Annotated in this window: 16 protein-coding genes; 3 read left to right on the forward strand and 13 right to left on the reverse strand. The window is 65.8% G+C overall.

What is annotated here, in order from left to right; genetic code table 11:
• The first annotated feature begins 173 nt into the window (after positions 1-173).
• Entirely contained in the window at positions 174-1,100 is a 927-nt protein-coding gene (locus JUB11_RS21910; RefSeq protein ID WP_207460820.1) for a LysR family transcriptional regulator, read from the forward strand.
• Positions 1,101-1,132: 32 nt separating this feature from the next.
• Here JUB11_RS21910 and JUB11_RS21915 read toward each other — a convergent pair whose 3' ends face one another.
• From JUB11_RS21915 to JUB11_RS21965, 11 genes are all read right to left on the reverse strand, one after another.
• Positions 1,133-1,984: an SDR family NAD(P)-dependent oxidoreductase gene (locus JUB11_RS21915; protein WP_207460822.1), complete on the reverse strand. Its 852-nt coding sequence runs from the start codon at positions 1,982-1,984 to the stop codon at positions 1,133-1,135.
• A gap of 47 nt (positions 1,985-2,031) precedes the next feature.
• Positions 2,032-2,427, reverse strand: coding sequence for a lactoylglutathione lyase (gene gloA, locus JUB11_RS21920; RefSeq protein WP_207460823.1), 396 nt, complete (start codon positions 2,425-2,427; stop codon positions 2,032-2,034).
• Between the two features lie 141 nt (positions 2,428-2,568).
• A complete protein-coding gene (locus JUB11_RS21925) occupies positions 2,569-3,492 on the reverse strand; it encodes a DMT family transporter (RefSeq protein ID WP_207460825.1) in 924 nt (307 codons plus the stop codon).
• Positions 3,489-4,556: a histone deacetylase family protein gene (locus JUB11_RS21930; RefSeq protein WP_207460827.1), complete on the reverse strand. Its 1,068-nt coding sequence runs from the start codon at positions 4,554-4,556 to the stop codon at positions 3,489-3,491. The genes JUB11_RS21925 and JUB11_RS21930 overlap by 4 nt, the downstream gene beginning before the upstream one ends.
• Before the next feature lie 45 nt (positions 4,557-4,601).
• Positions 4,602-5,579, reverse strand: coding sequence for a 2-dehydropantoate 2-reductase (locus tag JUB11_RS21935; protein ID WP_207460829.1), 978 nt, complete (start codon positions 5,577-5,579; stop codon positions 4,602-4,604).
• Entirely contained in the window at positions 5,576-7,261 is a 1,686-nt protein-coding gene (locus JUB11_RS32890) for an ABC transporter ATP-binding protein (protein WP_207460831.1), read from the reverse strand. The genes JUB11_RS21935 and JUB11_RS32890 overlap by 4 nt, the downstream gene beginning before the upstream one ends.
• A 46-nt stretch (positions 7,262-7,307) precedes the next feature.
• On the reverse strand, positions 7,308-8,150 hold the full coding sequence (locus tag JUB11_RS21945; protein WP_207460833.1) for an ABC transporter permease: 843 nt from the start codon (positions 8,148-8,150) through the stop codon (positions 7,308-7,310).
• Positions 8,147-9,127: an ABC transporter permease gene (locus JUB11_RS21950; protein ID WP_207460834.1), complete on the reverse strand. Its 981-nt coding sequence runs from the start codon at positions 9,125-9,127 to the stop codon at positions 8,147-8,149. The genes JUB11_RS21945 and JUB11_RS21950 overlap by 4 nt, the downstream gene beginning before the upstream one ends.
• A 100-nt stretch (positions 9,128-9,227) precedes the next feature.
• Entirely contained in the window at positions 9,228-10,856 is a 1,629-nt protein-coding gene (locus tag JUB11_RS21955) for an ABC transporter substrate-binding protein (RefSeq protein ID WP_207460836.1), read from the reverse strand.
• Positions 10,857-10,954: 98 nt separating this feature from the next.
• Complete coding sequence (locus JUB11_RS21960; RefSeq protein WP_207460837.1) at positions 10,955-11,716, reverse strand: class II aldolase/adducin family protein; 762 nt, start codon at positions 11,714-11,716, stop codon at positions 10,955-10,957.
• Between the two features lie 14 nt (positions 11,717-11,730).
• Positions 11,731-13,026, reverse strand: coding sequence for an ArgE/DapE family deacylase (locus JUB11_RS21965; RefSeq protein WP_282189132.1), 1,296 nt, complete (start codon positions 13,024-13,026; stop codon positions 11,731-11,733).
• Between the two features lie 318 nt (positions 13,027-13,344).
• On the opposite strand from JUB11_RS21965, the gene JUB11_RS21970 reads away from it, so the two are divergent.
• The gene (locus tag JUB11_RS21970; RefSeq protein ID WP_247887237.1) at positions 13,345-14,325 is read left to right on the forward strand and encodes a LysR family transcriptional regulator; all 981 of its coding nucleotides are present in this window, start codon (positions 13,345-13,347) and stop codon (positions 14,323-14,325) included.
• 106 nt (positions 14,326-14,431) lie between these two features.
• Here JUB11_RS21970 and JUB11_RS21975 read toward each other — a convergent pair whose 3' ends face one another.
• Positions 14,432-15,010 (reverse strand): hypothetical protein, encoded by a 579-nt coding sequence (locus JUB11_RS21975; protein WP_207460839.1) that lies wholly within the window; start codon positions 15,008-15,010, stop codon positions 14,432-14,434.
• 133 nt (positions 15,011-15,143) lie between these two features.
• On the opposite strand from JUB11_RS21975, the gene JUB11_RS21980 reads away from it, so the two are divergent.
• Positions 15,144-16,586 carry a hypothetical protein gene (locus JUB11_RS21980; RefSeq protein WP_207460840.1) on the forward strand — a complete coding sequence of 481 codons (1,443 nt, stop codon included), beginning with the start codon at positions 15,144-15,146 and terminating at the stop codon, positions 16,584-16,586.
• 947 nt (positions 16,587-17,533) lie between these two features.
• Here the strand turns inward: JUB11_RS21980 and urtE are convergent.
• On the reverse strand, positions 17,534-18,229 hold the full coding sequence (gene urtE / locus JUB11_RS21985; protein WP_207460841.1) for an urea ABC transporter ATP-binding subunit UrtE: 696 nt from the start codon (positions 18,227-18,229) through the stop codon (positions 17,534-17,536).
• Positions 18,230-18,232 lie beyond the last annotated feature (3 nt).

The following is an 18,232-nucleotide window of genomic DNA, read 5'->3' on the forward strand; positions in this document are numbered from 1 at the left end:
CCTCTTCCCGCTGGCGTCCCGACGAAGGACTCCCCTGCCCGTCCTTCTGCCACAGCGCCGAGGCTCTTGGGAAGGAAGCGGACCCGGGACTTGAGCCGGCAAACCGCTTGAAGCGGAACAGCATCCCGGCTGGAATGAGGCCCATTCACCCGAACGATGAACCGCGATACACCATGCCCGCCTTCACCCGGTCCGATCTGGCCGATCTCAACGTCTTCACGACCATCGTCCGGCGCCGGAGCTTCAAGGCCGCCGCCATTGAGCTGGGCGTGACCGGCTCCGCCCTCAGCCACACGATCCGGCGGCTGGAGGAGCGGCTCGGCACGAAACTCCTGAACCGCACCAACCGCACCGTCGTGCCCACCGCGGTCGGGCTCGACCTCGCCGCCAAATTGGAGGCGGGCTTCCAGCACATCGGCGCGGCCTTGAGCGAGGTGGAGGGACTTCGCCTCAACCCCGCGGGCGAGTTGCGGCTGAACATTCCCCGGGACGCCAGCCACCTGCTGGTCGGCCCCGCCCTGCCCGACTTCACGGCGCGCTTCCCGGCCGTCCGCCTTGTGATCGTCGTCGATGACCGGCCGGTGGACGTCATCGCGGAGGGCTTCGACGCCGGCATCCGCTATGGCGACACGATCCCCGACGGCATGATCGCGGTCGCGCTGACGCCGCCGCTGCGCTGGGTCGTCGTGGGTTCGCCCGGCTACCTGCGGGAGCATGGCCGGCCGCGGGCGCCGGAGGATCTGAAGGAACATCGCTGCATCCGGCTGCTGCTCGGCAACAGCTCGGTCTACAAATGGGAACTGGGCGAGGGGGAAAGCCTTATGCGGATCGACGTGCAAGGACCTTGCGCGGTCAACGACACGCAGACGACGATCGAGGCGGCGCTGAACGGCGTCGGGCTGGCCTATGTCCTAGAGAGGCGGGTCCGGCGCGAGCTGGAGGATGGAGGGCTGGAGGTCGTCCTGCCGGACTGGGCGTCGCCGGGGCCTGGCTTCCACATGTACTACCCGGGCCGGAAGCCGAACCACCCCGCCCTGAAGCCGCTGATCGACATCATCCGGCGCCAGCATGGGCTGAGGTCCCATCTGGCGGCCGGATGAGCCGACCCACGGTCGCTGGCGATGCCCGGCCCTCAGGAGCCCTTCACGAAGGCGGCGAAGGCGTCCGCATGGTCCGGATGCCAGCGCGACAGCGCCGGGCGGTTCTCGACGATGTCGCCGGCCGCCCAGAGGATGCGCTTCTCGTCCAGCGCGCGGGGCACGTCGTTGTCCGGGCAGAGGATGTAGAAGTCGCCCGCCCCGATCCTGTCCAGCATGAAATCGGCGGTCTGCTCGGGCGTCCAGGCCCCGGCCGGCTTCTCGGTCCGGCCGTTCGCGGTCAGCTCGGTGAAGACGAAGCCGGGGATCAGCAGATGCGCGCCGATCCGCGCGCCGGGCGTGTTGCGCAGCTCATGCGCCAGGGCTTCGGTGAAGGCCTTCACCCCGGCCTTGGAGACGTTGTAGGCCGGATCGCCGGGCGGGGTGGTGATGCCCTGCTTGGAGCCGGTGTTGATGACCAGCCCTGGCCGGCCGCGCTCGATCATGCCCGGCACGAAGGCCTGGGTGCCGTGGATCACGCCCCACAGATTGACGCCCAGCACCCGTTCCCAGTTCGCGGCCGGACCGAACATGCCGCTTCCGGGCTGGACGCCGGCGTTGTTCATCAGCACATCGGTGCCGCCGAAACGCTCCCGCACCAGAGCTTCCAGACGCTGGAGGTCCCCGGCCTTGCTGACGTCCGTCTCCACGGCAAGGACGTTCGCCCTGCCGCCGGGGGCAACGGCGGCGATGGCCTCCGCCGCGGCGTCGAGCCGGTCCTGGCCGAGGTCGGCGATGCAGACCCGCAGGCCGAGCCTGGCGAAGCGCGACGCCGCGGCAAGGCCGATGCCGGCGGCGCCACCGGTGACCACGGCGACGGAGTCGGGGGTCAGGGCAAGATGAGGCATGGTGGCGTGTCCTTCCGTTCTTGCGGGCATGTCTGGCGGTGTGACGCTCACTTGCGCTCGATCAGCTCGACCTTGTAGCCGTCGGGGTCCTCGATGAAGGCGATGACGGTGGTGCCGTGCTTCATGGGGCCGGGCGGGCGCGGGATCTTGACGCCCTCGGCGGCCAGCTTTTCGCAGGTGGCGTAGATATCCGGCACGCCGATGGCGATGTGTCCGTAACCGGAGCCAATGCTGTAGGGCTCCGTCTGGTCCCAGTTGTGGGTCAGCTCCAGCACCGCCGTGTCGGACTCCTCACCGTAGCCGACGAAGGCCAGCGTGAAGCGCCCGCCCTCGAAATCGGTCCGGCGCAGCAGCCGCATCCCCATGAGGCGCGTGTAGAAGTCCAGGGACTTCTCGAGATCCAGCACGCGCAGCATCGTGTGCAGAAGGCGGAATTCGCTCATGTCGCTTCCTTCGGAGGAATGTTTCGCGTCCTCCTCTCGGAACAGACCGGGATGGAGGACGGGCTTAAGATAGCTCCGGATCTCCGAATGGCACCGGCTTTGGAATGAAGCCGATTCATCACTATGATGAATATCGGCGCATCAGCGCCGGCCCGGCGAAGACGAAAGCACGAAGGCAACGGCGGCGAGGATCAGGAGGAGCGCCGCCGCGAGTTGCGGGGTCACGGCGTCGCCCAGGATCAGCACCGCCCCGCTCACCCCGACGACCGGGATCAGCAGGGTGCTGACCGCCGCCTCGGCGACGCGCAGCCGGCGCACGGTCACGTACCAGAGCGTCTGGGCGAGGCAGAGGGAGAACAGAAGGTGCCAGCCCAGCGCCAGCATCGTCCGCAGCTCCAGGCCCTCCAGGGCCGGCGGGTTCTCCAGCATCGGGGCGAGAACCAGCATCGGCAGGGCGCAGGCCGCGTATTGCCAGCCGGTGATCACCATGGGGTGGGTGGTCCAGCTGCGCCGTTTCATGACGATCGTGCCCAGCGCCCAGGAGATGGCCGCCGTCAGCATGATTGCCGGACCGAGGAGCTGGGCCGGCGGGGCCGAGAGGGCGCCCGGCCCCAGCAGGACCAGCAGCCCGGCCATGCCGCAGGCCAGCCCGATCCATTGCCGCACGCCCGGCCGGTCGCCGAGCAGCGGGATGGAGAGCAGCGTGGCCCAGACCGGCATGGTGAAGGCGATGATCGCCGCCTGCGAGGTCGCCATGAGCTGCTGGCCGAAGGCCGTGCAGAGGTTGAAGGCGAGCACGTTGCACAGCCCCGCCGCCAGCAGCGCCGGCCGCTCCGCCGCCGGCACCCGCAGCCGGAGCCCGGCCGCCCAGGCCATGCCGAGCATCAGCACCGCCCCCGCCGTGAAGCCGAGGGCGCGCAGGCTCAACGGCGGCACCTGCGTCAGGATGATCTTCACGGCCGGCCAGTTCATGCCCCAGAACAGGCTGACCGCCGCGATCAGCAGGTATTTGACGAGAACGGAGCCGCCGGCCTGCCCGGTGCCCGCCGGGGCCGCGGCGCTCATGCGCCCCTCGACCCTTTTTTGAGCCCGTCTTCGAAGCCATCCAGAAAACTGCCGAGGTTGGCCGCCAGGGTGTCCACCGCGTATCCCCCCTCCTGCACCAGCACCGTCGGCAGGCCCGCGCCGGCGAGCAGGGCGCCCATGCGGGCGAAGCCCGGCGTGGTGACGCCGAAGGCCGCCAGCGGGTCATGCTCGTAGGTGTCGAGGCCGAGCGACACGAACAGGATCTCCGGGGCGAAGCGCCGCACGGTGCCGAGCGAATCCGCGATGGCCGCGAGCACCGTCGCCTCGTCCGAGCCCATCGGCAGGGGCAGGTTGACGTTGTAGCCCTCGCCCCGCCCGTTGCCGCGTTCCCGCGCGTAGCCGGCCATGAAGGGATAGAATTCGGACGGGTCGGCGTGGACCGACAGGAACAGCACGTCGTCGCGCTCGTAGAAGATGTCCTGGGTGCCGTTTCCGTGATGCACGTCCACGTCCAGGATGGCGACGCGCGGCGGACGGCCCGCGGCGGCCAGCACCGGCAGCGCCGCCTGGGCGGCGATGGCGACGTGGTTGAGGTAGCAGAAGCCCCCGGCCATGTCGCGGGTGGCGTGGTGGCCGGGTGGGCGGCACAGCGCGTAGGCCGCGCGCGTCTCCCCCCGCGCGACGAGCAGGCTCGCATGGACGGCGCTGTTCGCCGCCGCGCAGACGGAGGTCCAGGTCTCCGCCGTGATCGGGCAGGCGGTGTCGTAGCTGTGGTAGCCGGCCTGGCCCACGACGCCCACCGGGTAGGAGGCGTCGCGCCAGGGCCGGTGCACGTTCGGGATCACGGCGGCGCTGGCGCCGGGCAGCTTGGACCAGCGCTCGTGCGCCGTTTCCAGGTAGCGCAGATAATCGGGGTTGTGGACCGCCGCGCGCGGGCCGGGGCCGTGGTCGTCCGGCCGGACCAGCGCCGCGCCGCGCGCCTCCAGCATGGCGGCGAGGGCCTCGGCGCGCTCCGGCTTCTCGGGCACCGGGCGCTGTTCCCCGCGCACCAGGAAGACGGGCGCGCGGTGCAGGAGCGCGTCGGGATGGAAGACGAACTGCATGGAAAGCTCCTGTTGAGTCTAAGCCGCGTTGCGGGCCTGTTCGGATCAGGCCGCGTTGCGGCCGCGGGCGCGCAGATCGACGAGCGCCAGGACGGTGCGCAGGATCGGCACCTCCACCCCGACGTGACCGGCGAGGTCGATGACGGAGGCGAGGATGGCCTCAAGCTCCAGCCGCCGGCCGGCCTCGAAGTCCTGGAGCATGGAGGTCTTGAAGTCGCCGACGGCCCCGGCCATGGCGATGCGCTCCTCCACCGACAGGGCGAAGGCGATGCCGAGCCGTTCCGCGACGGCCTTGGCTTCCAGCATCATGGCGCGGCCGACCTCGCGCGTGCCGGGCGTGTTGCAGAGCGTGCCGAGCGTGGCGCCGGTGAGCGCGCTCAAGGGGTTGAAGGCGAGGTTGCCCCAGAGCTTGACCCAGATGGCCTCGCGGATGCTCGCGGCGACGGCGGGCTGGAAGCCGGCCTGCCCGAACAGCGCGACGATGCGTTCCACCGCCGGGCGCTCGCGGTCGGCGGCGTCGCCGAAGGTGAAGCGCTGGTCGCTGACATGGCGGATGCGGGTCGGCCCGTCGCCCTCCACCGCGACCAGCGTGGTGGCGCCCACCACCCGGCCGGGGTCGATGGCCCGCCACAGCCGCCCGTCCGGATCGACGCTGGTGAGCGGCCGGTCGGCCAGGGGCTCCGGCTGGCGGTACGGGTACCACCAGGGGATGCCGTTCACCATCGGCACCACCGCCGTGTCCGGGCCGAGCAGCGGCGCCAGCGAATCCACCACGCCGCGCAGGGCATAGCTCTTGACGCAGAGGAACACCAGGTCCTGAACGCCGAGCGACAGCGGGTCGTCGGTGACGCGCGGGTTCACCCGCACCACCCGGTTGAGCGGCGTGACCATCGTCAGCCCCTCGCGCCGCAGGGCGTTCGCGGCGGCCGTGCGGGCGACCAGCGTGACGCGGGCGTCGGTGGCGGACAGGCGCGCGGCGAGCAGCCCGCCGATGGCGCCCGCCCCGATGATCGCGACCTTCACGGCGCCGCCTCCGCCACCGCCTGGGTTTGCCGAAGCTCCGCCGGGATCTGCCACGCCTTGCCGGGAATGGCGTCGAGCAGGCTGCGCGTGTAGCCGTCCCGGGGGTCGGAGAAGACCTGGCGTGCGGACCCCATCTCCACGATCCGGCCCCGCCGCATCACGGCGATGGTGTCGCAGATCTGCGCCGCGATGCGCAGGTCGTGGGTGATGAAGAGCATGGCGAGGCCGAGCCTCTTGCGGATGTCCTCCAGCAGGTCCAGCACCTGGCGCTGCACCGACACGTCGAGCGCCGAGACCGGCTCGTCGGCGACCAGAAGCTTCGGCTCCATCGCCAGCGCGCGGGCGATGCTGATGCGCTGGCGCTGCCCGCCGGAGAATTCATGCGGGTAGCGGGCGGCCGCCGAGGCGTCGAGCCCGACCAGCCGCAGCAGCTCGCGCGCCCGCTCCCGCGCCCTGGCCGTGCTCTCGCCGAAGGCCACCGGCCCTTGCGCGATGATGTCGCCGACGGTGTGGCGCGGATTGAGCGAGGCGTAGGGGTCCTGGAACACCATCTGCACCGCGCGGCGGTAGGGCCGGAAGCCGCGGCGGCTCAAGGACAGCAGGTCCGTCCCCTGGAACAGAATGCGCCCGCCGTCCGGCCGGATCAGCCCGACGATGCTGCGCCCCAGGGTCGATTTGCCGGAGCCGGATTCGCCGACCAGCCCGACCGTCTCGCCGGGATGGATGGTCAGGGAGATGTCCTCGCCGGCCACCACCGGCTTGCCGGCGCGGAACAGCCCGCCGCCGACATGGAAGGTCTTGCACACCTTCTCCGCCACCAGCAGCGGCTCGCCCCGCCTGGGTTCCTCCGGGCGGTGGGAGATGCCGTGCGGGACGGCGCCGATCAGCGCGCGGGTGTAGGGGTGGCGCGGGCGGTTCAGCACCTCGTCCGCGGCACCGATCTCCACCAGCCGCCCCTGCCGCATGACGGCGACGCGGTCGGCGATCTCCGCCACCACGCCGAAGTCGTGGGTGATGAACATCAGCCCCATGCGGCGCCGGGCCTGGATGGAGCGGATGAGGTCGAGGATTTGCTTCTGCGTCGTGACGTCCAGCGCCGTGGTCGGCTCGTCGGCGATCAGGATGTCCGGCTCGCAGGCGAGCGCCATGGCGATCATCACGCGCTGGCGCTGCCCGCCGGACAGGCGGAAGGGATAGGCGCGGGACAGCTCCGCCGGGTTGGGCAGCCCGACGGAATCCAGCATCTCCACCACACGGCGCCGCCGCTCGGCACCGCGCAGCGCCGTGTGGGCGCGCAGGGACTCCTCGATCTGGTCGCCGACCCGCATCAGCGGGTTCAGGGCGGTCATCGGCTCCTGGAAGATCATGGCGATGCGGCCGCCGCGCAGGCGCCGCTGTTCGGCCTCCGGCAGGGTCACGAGGTCGCGGCCCTTGAACAGCAGGCTGCCCCCGGCGACGCGGACATGGGGCTTGGGCAGCAGGCCCATCATGGCATGCGCGGTCATCGACTTGCCGGAGCCGGACTCGCCCACCATGCAGAGGATCTCGTCGGGATTCAGGGTGAAGCTCAGCCCTTCCACGGCGAAGGGGCGGTCGGCGCCGTCCGGCAGCGCGACGCTCAAGCCTCGCACGTCGAGGAGCGGCACCGCCGGGGTGGCGGAGTCCTGCGGGAGGGAGGCCATGGGGGATGTCTCCGGAACGGATGAATCGGTCGGACGCGTCATGCGCTCAGCCCCGCGACCGGGCGAGCTTCGGGTTCAGCGCGTCGTTCAGCCCCTCGCCCACGAGGTTCAGGCTCAGCACCGTCAGGACGATGGCGATGCCGGGGAAGAAGCTCATCCACCAGGCCTGCCGGATCATGGTGCGCGCGGCACCAACCATGTAGCCCCAGCTCATCGCGTTGGGATCGCCGAGCCCGAGGAAGCTGAGGGAGCTTTCCAGCAGGATCGCCGTCGCCACCATCAGCGAGGCCGACACGATGATCGGCGACAGGCTGTTGGGCAGAATCTGGCGCAGGATGATGGTGAGGTTCGACTGGCCGGTGGTGACGGCGGCCTGCACGAACTCGCGCGAGCGCAGGGACAGGAACTCCGCGCGCGCCAGGCGGGCCAGCGGCGGCCAGCTGACCACCGCGATGGCGATCACGATGGTGGTGAGGCTGGGCGTGAAGATCGCCACGAGCACCACCGCCAGCACGAAGTTGGGGATGGTCTGGAACAGCTCGGTGAAGCGCATGACGGCGTCGTCCACCCAGCCGCCGTGAAACCCCGCGACGGCACCCAGCGTCACCCCGATCAGCAGGGCCACCGCCGTGGAGATCAGCCCGATCACCAGCGACACGCGCGCGCCGTGGGCGATGCCGGCGGCGATGTCGCGCCCCAGCATGTCGGAGCCGAGCAGGGCGTCGCCGGACAGGGGCGGCTGGAAGGGGGCGGTCGCCATCTCCCACGGGTCGCCGGGGAAGAGGATGTCGGCGAAGGCGGCCAGCGCCATCACGGCCAGCAGCAGAAGCAGGCCGAGCACGGCGCCCTTGTTGCGGGCGAAGCCCCGCCAGAAATCGCGGTTCGTCATCGGGCCACCTGGATGCGGGGGTCGATCAGGCCGTAGAGGAGGTCGGTCAGGATGTTGAAGAGGATCACCATCACCGACGTGACCAGGAAGATGCCGAGCAGCACCTGATAGTCGCGCTGGAGCACGGCCTCGAAGGCGAGCCGGCCGATGCCGGGCCAGGCGAAGACCGTCTCGATGAGGATGGAGCCGCCGACGAGCTGGCCCGCCTGGATGCCGGCGACGGTGATCACCGGCAGGATGGCGTTGCGCAGCACGTGCCGGGTCTCGATCCGCAGAGGGCCGAGCCCCTTGGCGCGGGCGGTCTTCACGAAGTCCTGGCCGCGCACCTCCAGCATCGAGGCGCGGGTCAGCCGCGCGTAGGCGGCCATGTAGAAGAGCGCCAGCGTCACCACCGGCAGGACCATGTGGCGCGCCACGTCCAGCGCGTGGTCGAGGCCGGTGTAGCCCGCCCCGATCGTCTCGTAGCCGAAGGCCGGCAGCCAGCCCAGCTCGACCGCGAAGAGCAGGCTCAGCATCAGCCCGGTCCAGTAGATCGGCGTCGCGTAGGCCAGAAGCGCCAGCACGGTGATGGCGCTGTCCGACCAGCGCCCGACCTGGACGGCGGCGAACGCGCCGAGCAGCACGCCCAGGGCCAGCGACAGCAGGAAGGCCGTGAGGGTCAGCAGAAGCGTCGCCGGCAGCCGTTCCCACAGGATGTCCCAGACCGGCCGCTGCTGGCGGTAGGAATAGCCGAGGTCGCCCTGGACCACCTTGCCGACATATGTGGCGAGCTGTTCGGTCAGCGGGCGGTCCAGCCCGAACTGCGCGCGAAGCTGGGCCACGAACTGTTCGTCGGCGGCGCCGGCCTCCCCGGCCATGACCATGGCCGGATCGCCGGGGGCCGCGTGGACCAGCAGGAAGTTCAGCACCACGATGGTGATCAGGATGGCGGCGGCCTTGACGAGCCGGCCGGCGAAGAGCTGTGCCAATCCAAGCATGGCCTCGGGTCCCCGTTATGGACGAAGGGGTTGGGCGGAGGATCGGGCGCGCGGGGGCGGAGCCGGAGCGAAGCCGGCCCCGCCATTCCGGAACGGCCGCCTACTTGGCCGTCATGTAGACGTCGTCGTAGGTGTCGTTGACGCCGATGGCCGTGGTGTTGGCGTTCTTGACGCGCTTGTCGATGAAGGTCGGGAATTCCATCTCCAGCAGCCACACGACCGGCACCTCGTCGGTCAGGATGCGCTGGACCTCGCTGTACATCTCCTGGCGCTTGGCCGGGTCGATCTCGCGGGCGGCCCCGGCGAACAGCTCGTCCACCTTGGGGTTGGAATAGCCCATGGTGTTGGAGAACATCACGCCCTTGCGGATGTTGTCGGAGATGTAGGTGCGGGCGACGCCGAGCGCCGGATCGCCGTACTGGTAGAGGAAGTTCGTGGTGATCTCGTAGTCCCAGTTGGCGACGCGCTGGCTCCAGCCGCCGGCGTCGGTGCTTTCCAGCACCACCTTGACGCCGACCTTGCCGAGCGCCTGCTTCAGATACTCGCCCAGCCGCGACCAGGTCTCGCCGTAGGGCATCGGCATGACCTTCACCGTGGCGCGGGTCCCGTCAGCGCCGGGCTTCAGCCCCATCTCGTCCAGGAGCTGCTTGGCCTTGTCCGGGCTGTGCTCGTAGACCGTGACCTTGGGGTCGTGGAACTTCACGACGGAGTTGATGGGGCCGGTCGGCACGCGGCCGAGCCCGAACCAGATTTTGTCGCGGATGAACGTGCGGTCGATGGCGTGGGCGATGGCCTTGCGGAAGCGCTTGTCGTCCAGCGGCTTTACGCGGTGGTTGATCTCCAGCCAGGACATCGGCGCCACGAACTCGTAGCCCTTGGTGGTCATCTCCAGATGCGGGAGCTGGCGCAGGCGCGGCACGTCGAAGGGCTCGACGTCGCTGTACTGGGTCTGCTGGACCTGGCCCGATTCCAGCGCCAGCGCGCGCGACACCCCGTCGGGGATCACGCGGAAATAGATGCCGTCGAGATAGGGCTGGCCCGGCTTGAAGTAGTCGTCGTTGCGGACGAGGTGGATGTAGCTACCCTTGACCCACTCCTTGAACTTGAAGGGGCCGGTGCCGATGGGCGTCGCGTTGGCCGGGTTGGCGCGGTAGTCGGTGCCTTCATAGATGTGGGCGGGCATCATCGGGGCCGACGACACCTCGAAGGCCTGGATGAAGGCCGGGAAGGGCTCCTTCAGCTTGAATTCGACCGTCTGGTCGTCCAGCGCGGTGATGGACGAGCAGCGGCTGAACACGGCGCGTCCGCGCGGGTGCGTCTCGACCAGGAACTTGGAGGTGGTGAAGACCACGTCCTTGGCGGTGAAGGGCTTGCCGTCGTGCCACTTCACGTTCTCCTGGAGCTTGAACGTGTAGGTCAGCCCGTCCGGCGACACGGTCCAGCTCTTCGCCAGGGACGGCATCGGGTTCAGCTTCTGGTCGTAGGTCAGGAGCCCCTGGTAGATCTTGCCGGCGACCGTCTGGGTCGGCCCCTGCTGGTTCAGCCCGAGCACCAGGAGCGGCGGCTCCGGCTGCACGATGATGTTCATGGTGCCGCCGCGCACCGGCGTTTCCTGCGCCAGGGCGGGTGCCGCGGAAAGGACGGCCAGCGCGGCGGCCGGCAGGGCGAGGGCGGTGGCCAGCAGGCCCCCGGCGACGAGGCGGTGAATGGCCGCGAGACGGTGTTTCATGCGCTCTGCCTCTTCTGTTCGGTTTTTCGTTGCTTGAGGGGGTCTTCGCCCCGGTCCCGGCGTTGGCCGCCTTGTTCCTTTCCGCGCCGGCCTTGCGGCTATTCGCCCGCGGTCGGGCGGGCGAGCCAGCGCATCAGCGGCTCCCACTCCAGGACGCCGGCGCGTGGGTAGTTCTTCTCGTACTGGAGGGCGGTCCGTTCGCAGACCTCGGGCGAGGGCAAGGCCAGGGGGCGGTTGCCGGAGAGGGCGGCGATCTGCTCCTTGCAGGCCTCCTCCAGGTAGTACATCAGCACGGCGGCCTCGGGCACGTCGGCGCCGACGGTCAGCAGGCCGTGGTTGCGCAGGATCATCGTGTGGTGCCGGCCGAGGTCGCGGGTCAGCCGTTCCCGCTCCTCCAGGTCCAGGGCGATGCCCTCGTAATCGTGATACGCGATGCGGCCGTACCAGCGCAGGGAATGCTGGGTCAGCGGCAGCAGCCCCTCGGCCTGGACGCTGACCGCCGTGCCGGCGGTGGTGTGCAGGTGGATCGCCGCCCCCACGTCGGGCCGCGCCTGGTAGATGGCGCTGTGGATCGTGAAGCCGGCGGGGTTGATGCCGCTGCCGTCCGTCTCGACCAGGTTGCCGTCGATGTCCACCTTGACGAGGTTCTCGGGCGTCACCTCGTGGAACATCATGCCGTAGGGATTGATCAGGAAATGGTGCGGCGCGTCCGGGATGCGCGCGGACATGTGGGTGTAGATCAGGTCGGTCATGCCGAGCCGGTCGAAGAGCCGGTAGGCGGCGGCGAGGTCGCGGCGGGTCTTTCCTTCCGCCTCGGACCGGTTGCCGGCCGCCGATGCGGGGGGCTGGAGGATGGTCATGGGTGTCTCCCGGTTCAGAGGGTCTTGATTCCGAGGGTCTGGGCGGCGGCGGGTTCCAGCCCGCACCAGCCGGCCATGAAGAGGGCCAGCACGCGGGTGACGTCGCGCAGGCTGTCCAGCGAGACGGACTCGTCGATGCCGTGGATGCGCGTCGCCTCGGGGCCGTAGCAGGTGGCCGGCGTGTCGCCGTAGAGATTGAAGAATCGGGCGTCGGTGGTGCAGGTCGCGGCAAGCTCCGCCGGCTCCCCGCCGAGCACGGCGCGGTGGCTGTCGGCCAGCAGACGCATCATCGGGTGGGCCGGGTCGATGACGCAGCCCTCCGCCTGGAAGCCCCGCCAGGACAGCTCCACCCCGACGCCGGCCAGGGCCGGATCCTCGCGCCGCGCCGCCTCCACCGCCCCGGCCAGGGCGGCCCGCACCTCGGCCGGGTCCTGGCCGGGGTAGAAGCCGGCCCGCAGGTCGAATTCGCAGCGCGTCGGCACCGAGGAGGTCCACTCCCCGCCTTCGATCCGGCCGAGGTTGAAGTTGACGGGATGCCTGTGGCCCGCGAAGGCCGGATGCTGCCGGCAGGGCTCGTTCCAGAGCGCTTCCAGCTTTTTCAGGTGCCCGACCAGGGCGAAGGCGGCCTCGATGGCGTTGCTGCCGGCCGAGGTGTCCAGCACATGGGCGGGCGTGCCGGTGACCGTCACCCGCATCCACATCACCCCGAGCTGGGCGGTCATCAGCGTGTGGTTGAAAGGTTCCGGGATGATCGCGGCGTCGGCTCGGTAGCCCCGGTGCAGGCAGGCCAGCGCGCCGTTGCCGGTGCATTCCTCCTCGACCACGGACTGGAGAAAGACGGGTGCGGCCGGCTGGTAGCCGATGGAGCGCAGGGCGGCGAAGGCGGCGGTGTAGGCGGCGATGCCCGCCTTCATGTCGCCGGCGCCCCGGCCATAGAGGCGGCCCTCGTGGACGCGCGGCTCGAAGGGCGGGCTGGTCCAAAGCTCCGCCGGGCCGGCCGGGACGACGTCGATGTGGCCGTTCAGGATCAGGGACCGGCCGGCGGCCTCGCGCGGCCGGTGGACGCCGACGACGTTCTCCCGCCCGTCATAGGAGGTGACCGGCGGCGAGAATCCGGGAAGCCGCGCGATGGCCGCCTCGTCGATGGCGAAGCGGTCCACCTCCAGCCCCAGCCCGGCGAAGGCCTCGGCCATCACCTCCTGCGCCCCGGCCTCCTCGCCCAGCAGCGACGGCTGGCGCACGAGGTCCGAGAGATGCGCGACGCAGCGCGGCTGTGCGGCGTCCGCGGCGTCCAGGATGGCCTGGCGCAGGGCCGGGTCGGCGACGACGCCGTCGCGGGCCAGGATGGTCGAACGGTTCGAAACGGGCGCCACTATACATCTCCCAAAGTTGCCGATCTTTCGGGCAGGCGCAAGATGAGGAGGAGACGGCCTTTTCGGAGCCGAGCCCATAATTTCATCATCGGGCGGTCTTTTTCAGTGCATATTCCCCAATGCTTGGAAGATCTTCTGCAAGACCGCCTCGGGAATTAGGCGCCGTGACGCGGCAGCGGGGCAAATAAGGATTTTTGATTGCCCACATGATTTTGATTTATGCTGCTTTGAAGCATGAGGGAACGGAGCGGCGGGATGGATCAGATGGCGGGCGGCACGGATTTCGACCGGCGGACGCTCGAACGGCTCGGCACGCAGCTCGACTGGAACCTGCTGCGCACCTTCATGGTGATCGCGCAGGAGCGCAGCATCACCAAGGCGTCGGTGCGGCTGTACCTGACGCAGCCCGCCGTCAGCCTCGCGCTGAAGCGGCTGGAGGAGCAGTTCGGCCGGCAGCTGATCGACCGCGCGCCGGGCCGCTTCGAGCTGACGGCGGCCGGCGAGCAGGTCTATGACGAGGTGGTCGGGATCTTCGGCACGATCTCGCGGCTGGGCGCGCTGGTGCAGGAGGCACGGGAAGAGGTCAGCGGCCATGTCCACATCCTGCTGGCCAGCCGCATCCAGACCGGCCTGCTCGACCGCTGCCTGCGCGAGTTCCACCGGCTGCACCCGCAGGTGACCTACCGGATCGACGTCATGGCCTCGGCCGACGCGCACATCGCCCTCCAGCAGCGCGTGGGCTCCTTCGCCATCTGCCTGCTGCGGGAGCCCATTCCGGGCCTCGCCAACGAGGTCTTCATCCACCAGACCTACCGGCTCTATTGCGGGCCGGATTCCCGCTTCTTCGGCAAGTCCGGCATCGACATCGCGGAGCTGCGGCAGGAGAATTTCGTCTCCTTCACGTCCGACCAGATCGACGGCGCCCTGTCGCCGCTTACCCTGTTCCGCGCGCGGGAGGGCTTCGCCGGGCGCATCCTCGGCTCCTCGGCCAACCTGGACGAGGTGCGCCGCATGATCCTCTGCGGCCTCGGCATCGGCCCGCTGCCCGAGCACATCGCCGCGCGCGACGTGGCCGACGGCCTGCTGTGGGAGCTGCCGCCCTACGAGGGCGTAACGCCGGTGGACGTCCACATCATCTGGAGCCAGCAGGGCCGGCTGAACCGGGCGGAGCGGATGTTCCTCGACTTCCTGCTCGCCCAGGTGCGCGGCCGCCCGCCGGAGGAACGGCTGCCCTGAGTGCGGCGGGGCAGCGTAGGTCTACATCTTACTATACGCGATCGTAGTGTCGCCACACCTCAGTGTGTTGCCACACCCCAGTCACAAGGTGCGCTCGGGCTCGTACTCAAGTCCCATCTTGTGACAAATCGCCTGTGGCATTTTGTCCAGGCGGATCTACGAAGGACAAAAACGCCGAAGTCAAAATGACAGCAAGGGATCCATAAAAGGGCTTCCACCACAGAAACTCCTTAAATACTCCGCCAATGGAGAAGATATACACTAACAGCGCTAGCGTTGAGATCGCGATCTGTGCTTTGCGGTTAACTTTCCAGACCTTTTTTAAATACAATGCATTAAAAACGCAGGAGGTTATTGTTACTATACCTAACCAGAAAATTAATTCGTAGCCAGATACTGCAGACCTGAGAATTCCATCCAAGGCAAGATAAAGACTGAGCGCCTCCCCGGGAAAATATTTTATTAATCTTTGGTGCCATTGATCAGGATCTACCGCCTTCGGGACGTCAACATCCTTTCCCAGAAATGGTCCACCATCCTGTCTATTTCCTAGGGAGGGTCCGTCCACGGGTCCTGGCTCTGCCAGTTTGTCTTCCTGACCAACTCTATGAAAAGGACTTTTTGTTAGCTTCATACGCCTTTGCGCCGCATCAGAAAGCGTGAAAATGTTTCTGTTGAAAGTCATTTTGTTCTCCTGAGGGAGTTCCAATGGGAAGGGTTATACGCCAATCTAATAAGGAAAAATGGCCTTGACTTCTATCTTTTTTTGAGTCCTCAATTAAGAAATCTACGCACGGAAGCAGGAGGCAAGGAAGATCATGGGATACCTTCCTAAAATCCGATACAAATCAAGCATGCATACAATTGCGTTCTTTGTGATTTTATTCATTTCCTCCTTTTTCCCGCTGCATTCTCAGGCAGCGGTTCAACGCATGCTCTTGCCTCAGCAGTCTTTCTCTATTTCGCCTGGCGGAGTTACCAGCGCGAATGCATTTTGCTTAGATGAAGCACGTTCCACCCCCTCAAATTCTGACACTTTTTCTGGAGCGTCCGCAACGCTTCAGGATGTATCTGTTGAAATCGAAGGAAAAACACTAACTTTGCAGCAGGCTATTAGCCAGAAACTGTTAGCCATCAGAGGCACGGGAACGACGGAAGAATTAGAGTTTATCAGCCTTGTGAGCAATAAAGATATTCGAATAAATGTTTCTAAAAACAGTGTTGTCACTCCCGAATTTGGAGAGAGTACCTCGGACGTCTCCGAAGCGCTAAAAGCACTGGAAGCAGAAAAAGAGTTATCGCAAGATATAGTTTGGGATATGCGAAAGAATATTATGGTATCACAACTCGGCCTGTCAACTCAGATGGCAAGCTTAAATGCCGATCCATATGGTATTTACTCATTGCTAAGGAGCGGCAATTTAGGGTATGCGGTTGAACTGCCGATCATGTCGGAATACCAATCAATTGCAAATTCTAAAACTCCCCAGGGAAAGCCTAACGGGTTCATTGTTCTACGAGTAGGTGCCAACGTCGATTTTTCTGGGAATCCTACACTCCTAGACCCGCCTGGCCCACCACAATATTTTCTTTTTACCGGAAACGAGCCGCCAGTAGCGGTAATAGGAAATGACGCACTTTCTAATGTTGCAGCAGTTGCACAAAAAGCTTGGAAAGACAAGGGGGGCGCTCCTCCGCCTGTATTGATCTTGTCCGGAGACTCCGATGAACATGACATGGATGCTGCTCGCCTGACCTTGGAAATCAGTGCGCGTTCAAATACAGCCTCATTCAAAGTCGGAGGAAATGTACAAAGTTCGTTCTCATTCAAAGTTCCGGAAAGCCTTAAACCCCGCTTGGCTTCACTAGGATCCATTGAGGATGGGCGTCCATGGCGTGAAATTGAGATAACACGCGCCAATAATAGTTTTTCAGCTGATATGAAAGCAGGGAACTTTATATATCGTTTTTTCTCTAAAACTGCGGAGATGATGGCCCACCTGATCGTAACAGCTGACCGCTTCCTTAATCGCTACCCAATGGCTCAAACTGCAATGGATGCCACGACCGTTGAAATGCTGAGAAGGGATATTAGAGATTCAATTCAACGCGCCTACTACCAAAATAGAGAACTCAAGAAGCAGGAAGACAACGTTGTCGGCATGGAAGTTTTCATGGGAAGCCAAGTTCCTAAGATAAAAATTGTAGAATACGGCATTCCAATGCACTTTTTGGCAAGAAACTTTGCCAGCATCGAATAGCATGAAAGGGGCAGCGTGAAATGGCTACAAGTAGATCGCCTTCGATTTTCCGCACTCTATACTCCACAAATGACTGGACTTTTATATCAGGCCTTCCTTCAACGCGGCGACAATTCACAAAAGCACAAGCCTATGGAGAATTCTGCCTCAACTTCAAAGATTTCACGCAGTATGAGGACTGCATTATCAGAGCTTTTACAACGTATTTATCTGTCTTCGAGAAAGGAAGCGGATTGCGGATCATTCGATATGCATCGTCCCATGACTTCTCGTGCAATCTTAAGGATGATAAGCCCGTCGTACTCTTCACACACAGCTCTTGTGGGCGCCTTGAGTTCTCCAATGGAATGATACCTTTCTCAGAAGTAGCGAAAGATATCTGCCCTAATTTTCGAGGAATTGCAGATATCAGTGCGTGCCAACCTCTAGGACTAGATGTAGAAATTAAGCGGCGAGCGCCGAATTGCGCTGTCAAAATTATGCTATGCAAGCTTTCATCCGTTAACTGGATCAAATTTTACAGCTATTTCTTTAGTGAGTTCCAGATAAAGCCAAGGTCGTACGCTGAAGCTCTAGAAAACACGGTAAACGCCCACACTATCGAAGTTCTATAAAGGAAGCCTTCCAAATTCGTCGTTTGGTCAGTCTAGCCTCCCGGGAGTTCGCCTCTTTCGCCCACACTCTTGCCGGCTGGCTGAATTTTATTGCCTATGCTCCTACACCAGACCGGTCGACCCGCCATCACCGCCGCCATGCACACGCTCACAGACGCAGTTTTTATTACACCCGTTAGCGTCAATTTTATAAATCCATCCTAACCCAGAATAAAACCGCCTGAAATCCAACGGTCAACTGCCAGTCGAGCGCATGCCAAACCAGCCAGCCTTGAAACGTGACGACCAACTGGCACGACAACCTTATTCCTGCTTGCTCCGCATCGCGGTTTCTCACACCGTTAGGTACTTGCGCACCTCGGACTCGTCCAGCCCGTGGCGGGAGCCCGCGAGCATGACCTCGCCGCGTTCCATCACCGCCCAGTCGTCGGCGAGGTCGCGGGCGAACTCGTAATACTGCTCGACCAGCAGGATCGCCATGCCGCCCCGGTCGCGCAGGTAGGAGATGGCGCGGCCGATGTCCTTGATGATGGAGGGCTGGATGCCCTCCGTCGGCTCGTCCAGCACCAGCAGCCTGGGCCGGGTCACCAGCGCGCGGCCGATGGCGAGCTGCTGCTGCTGGCCGCCGGACAGGTCGCCGCCGCGGCGGTCGAGCATCGACTTCAGCACGGGGAACAGCTCGAACACCTCCTCGGGGATCGAGCGCTGGGCGCGCGGCAGCGGGGCGTAGCCGGTGAGCAGGTTCTCGCGCACGGTCAGCAGCGGGAAGATCTCGCGGCCCTGGGCGACATAGGCGATGCCGCGCCGCGCCCGCTCGTAGGGCGCCAGCTTGGTGATGTCGCCGCCGTCCCAGCGGATGGTTCCGCCCGACACGGGCTTCAGCCCGACGATGGCGCGCAGCAGGCTGGACTTGCCCACACCGTTGCGGCCGAGCAGGCAGGTCACCTTGCCCACCTCCGCCTTCAGGGAGACGCCGCGCAGCGCCTGGGCGGCGCCGTAATGCAGGTTGACCGATTGAACGTCGAGCATGGC

Origin of the sequence: Azospirillum sp. SYSU D00513, assembly GCF_017356015.1 — a bacterium.
In the GTDB taxonomy this organism is placed as follows: Bacteria; Pseudomonadota; Alphaproteobacteria; order Azospirillales; family Azospirillaceae; genus Azospirillum.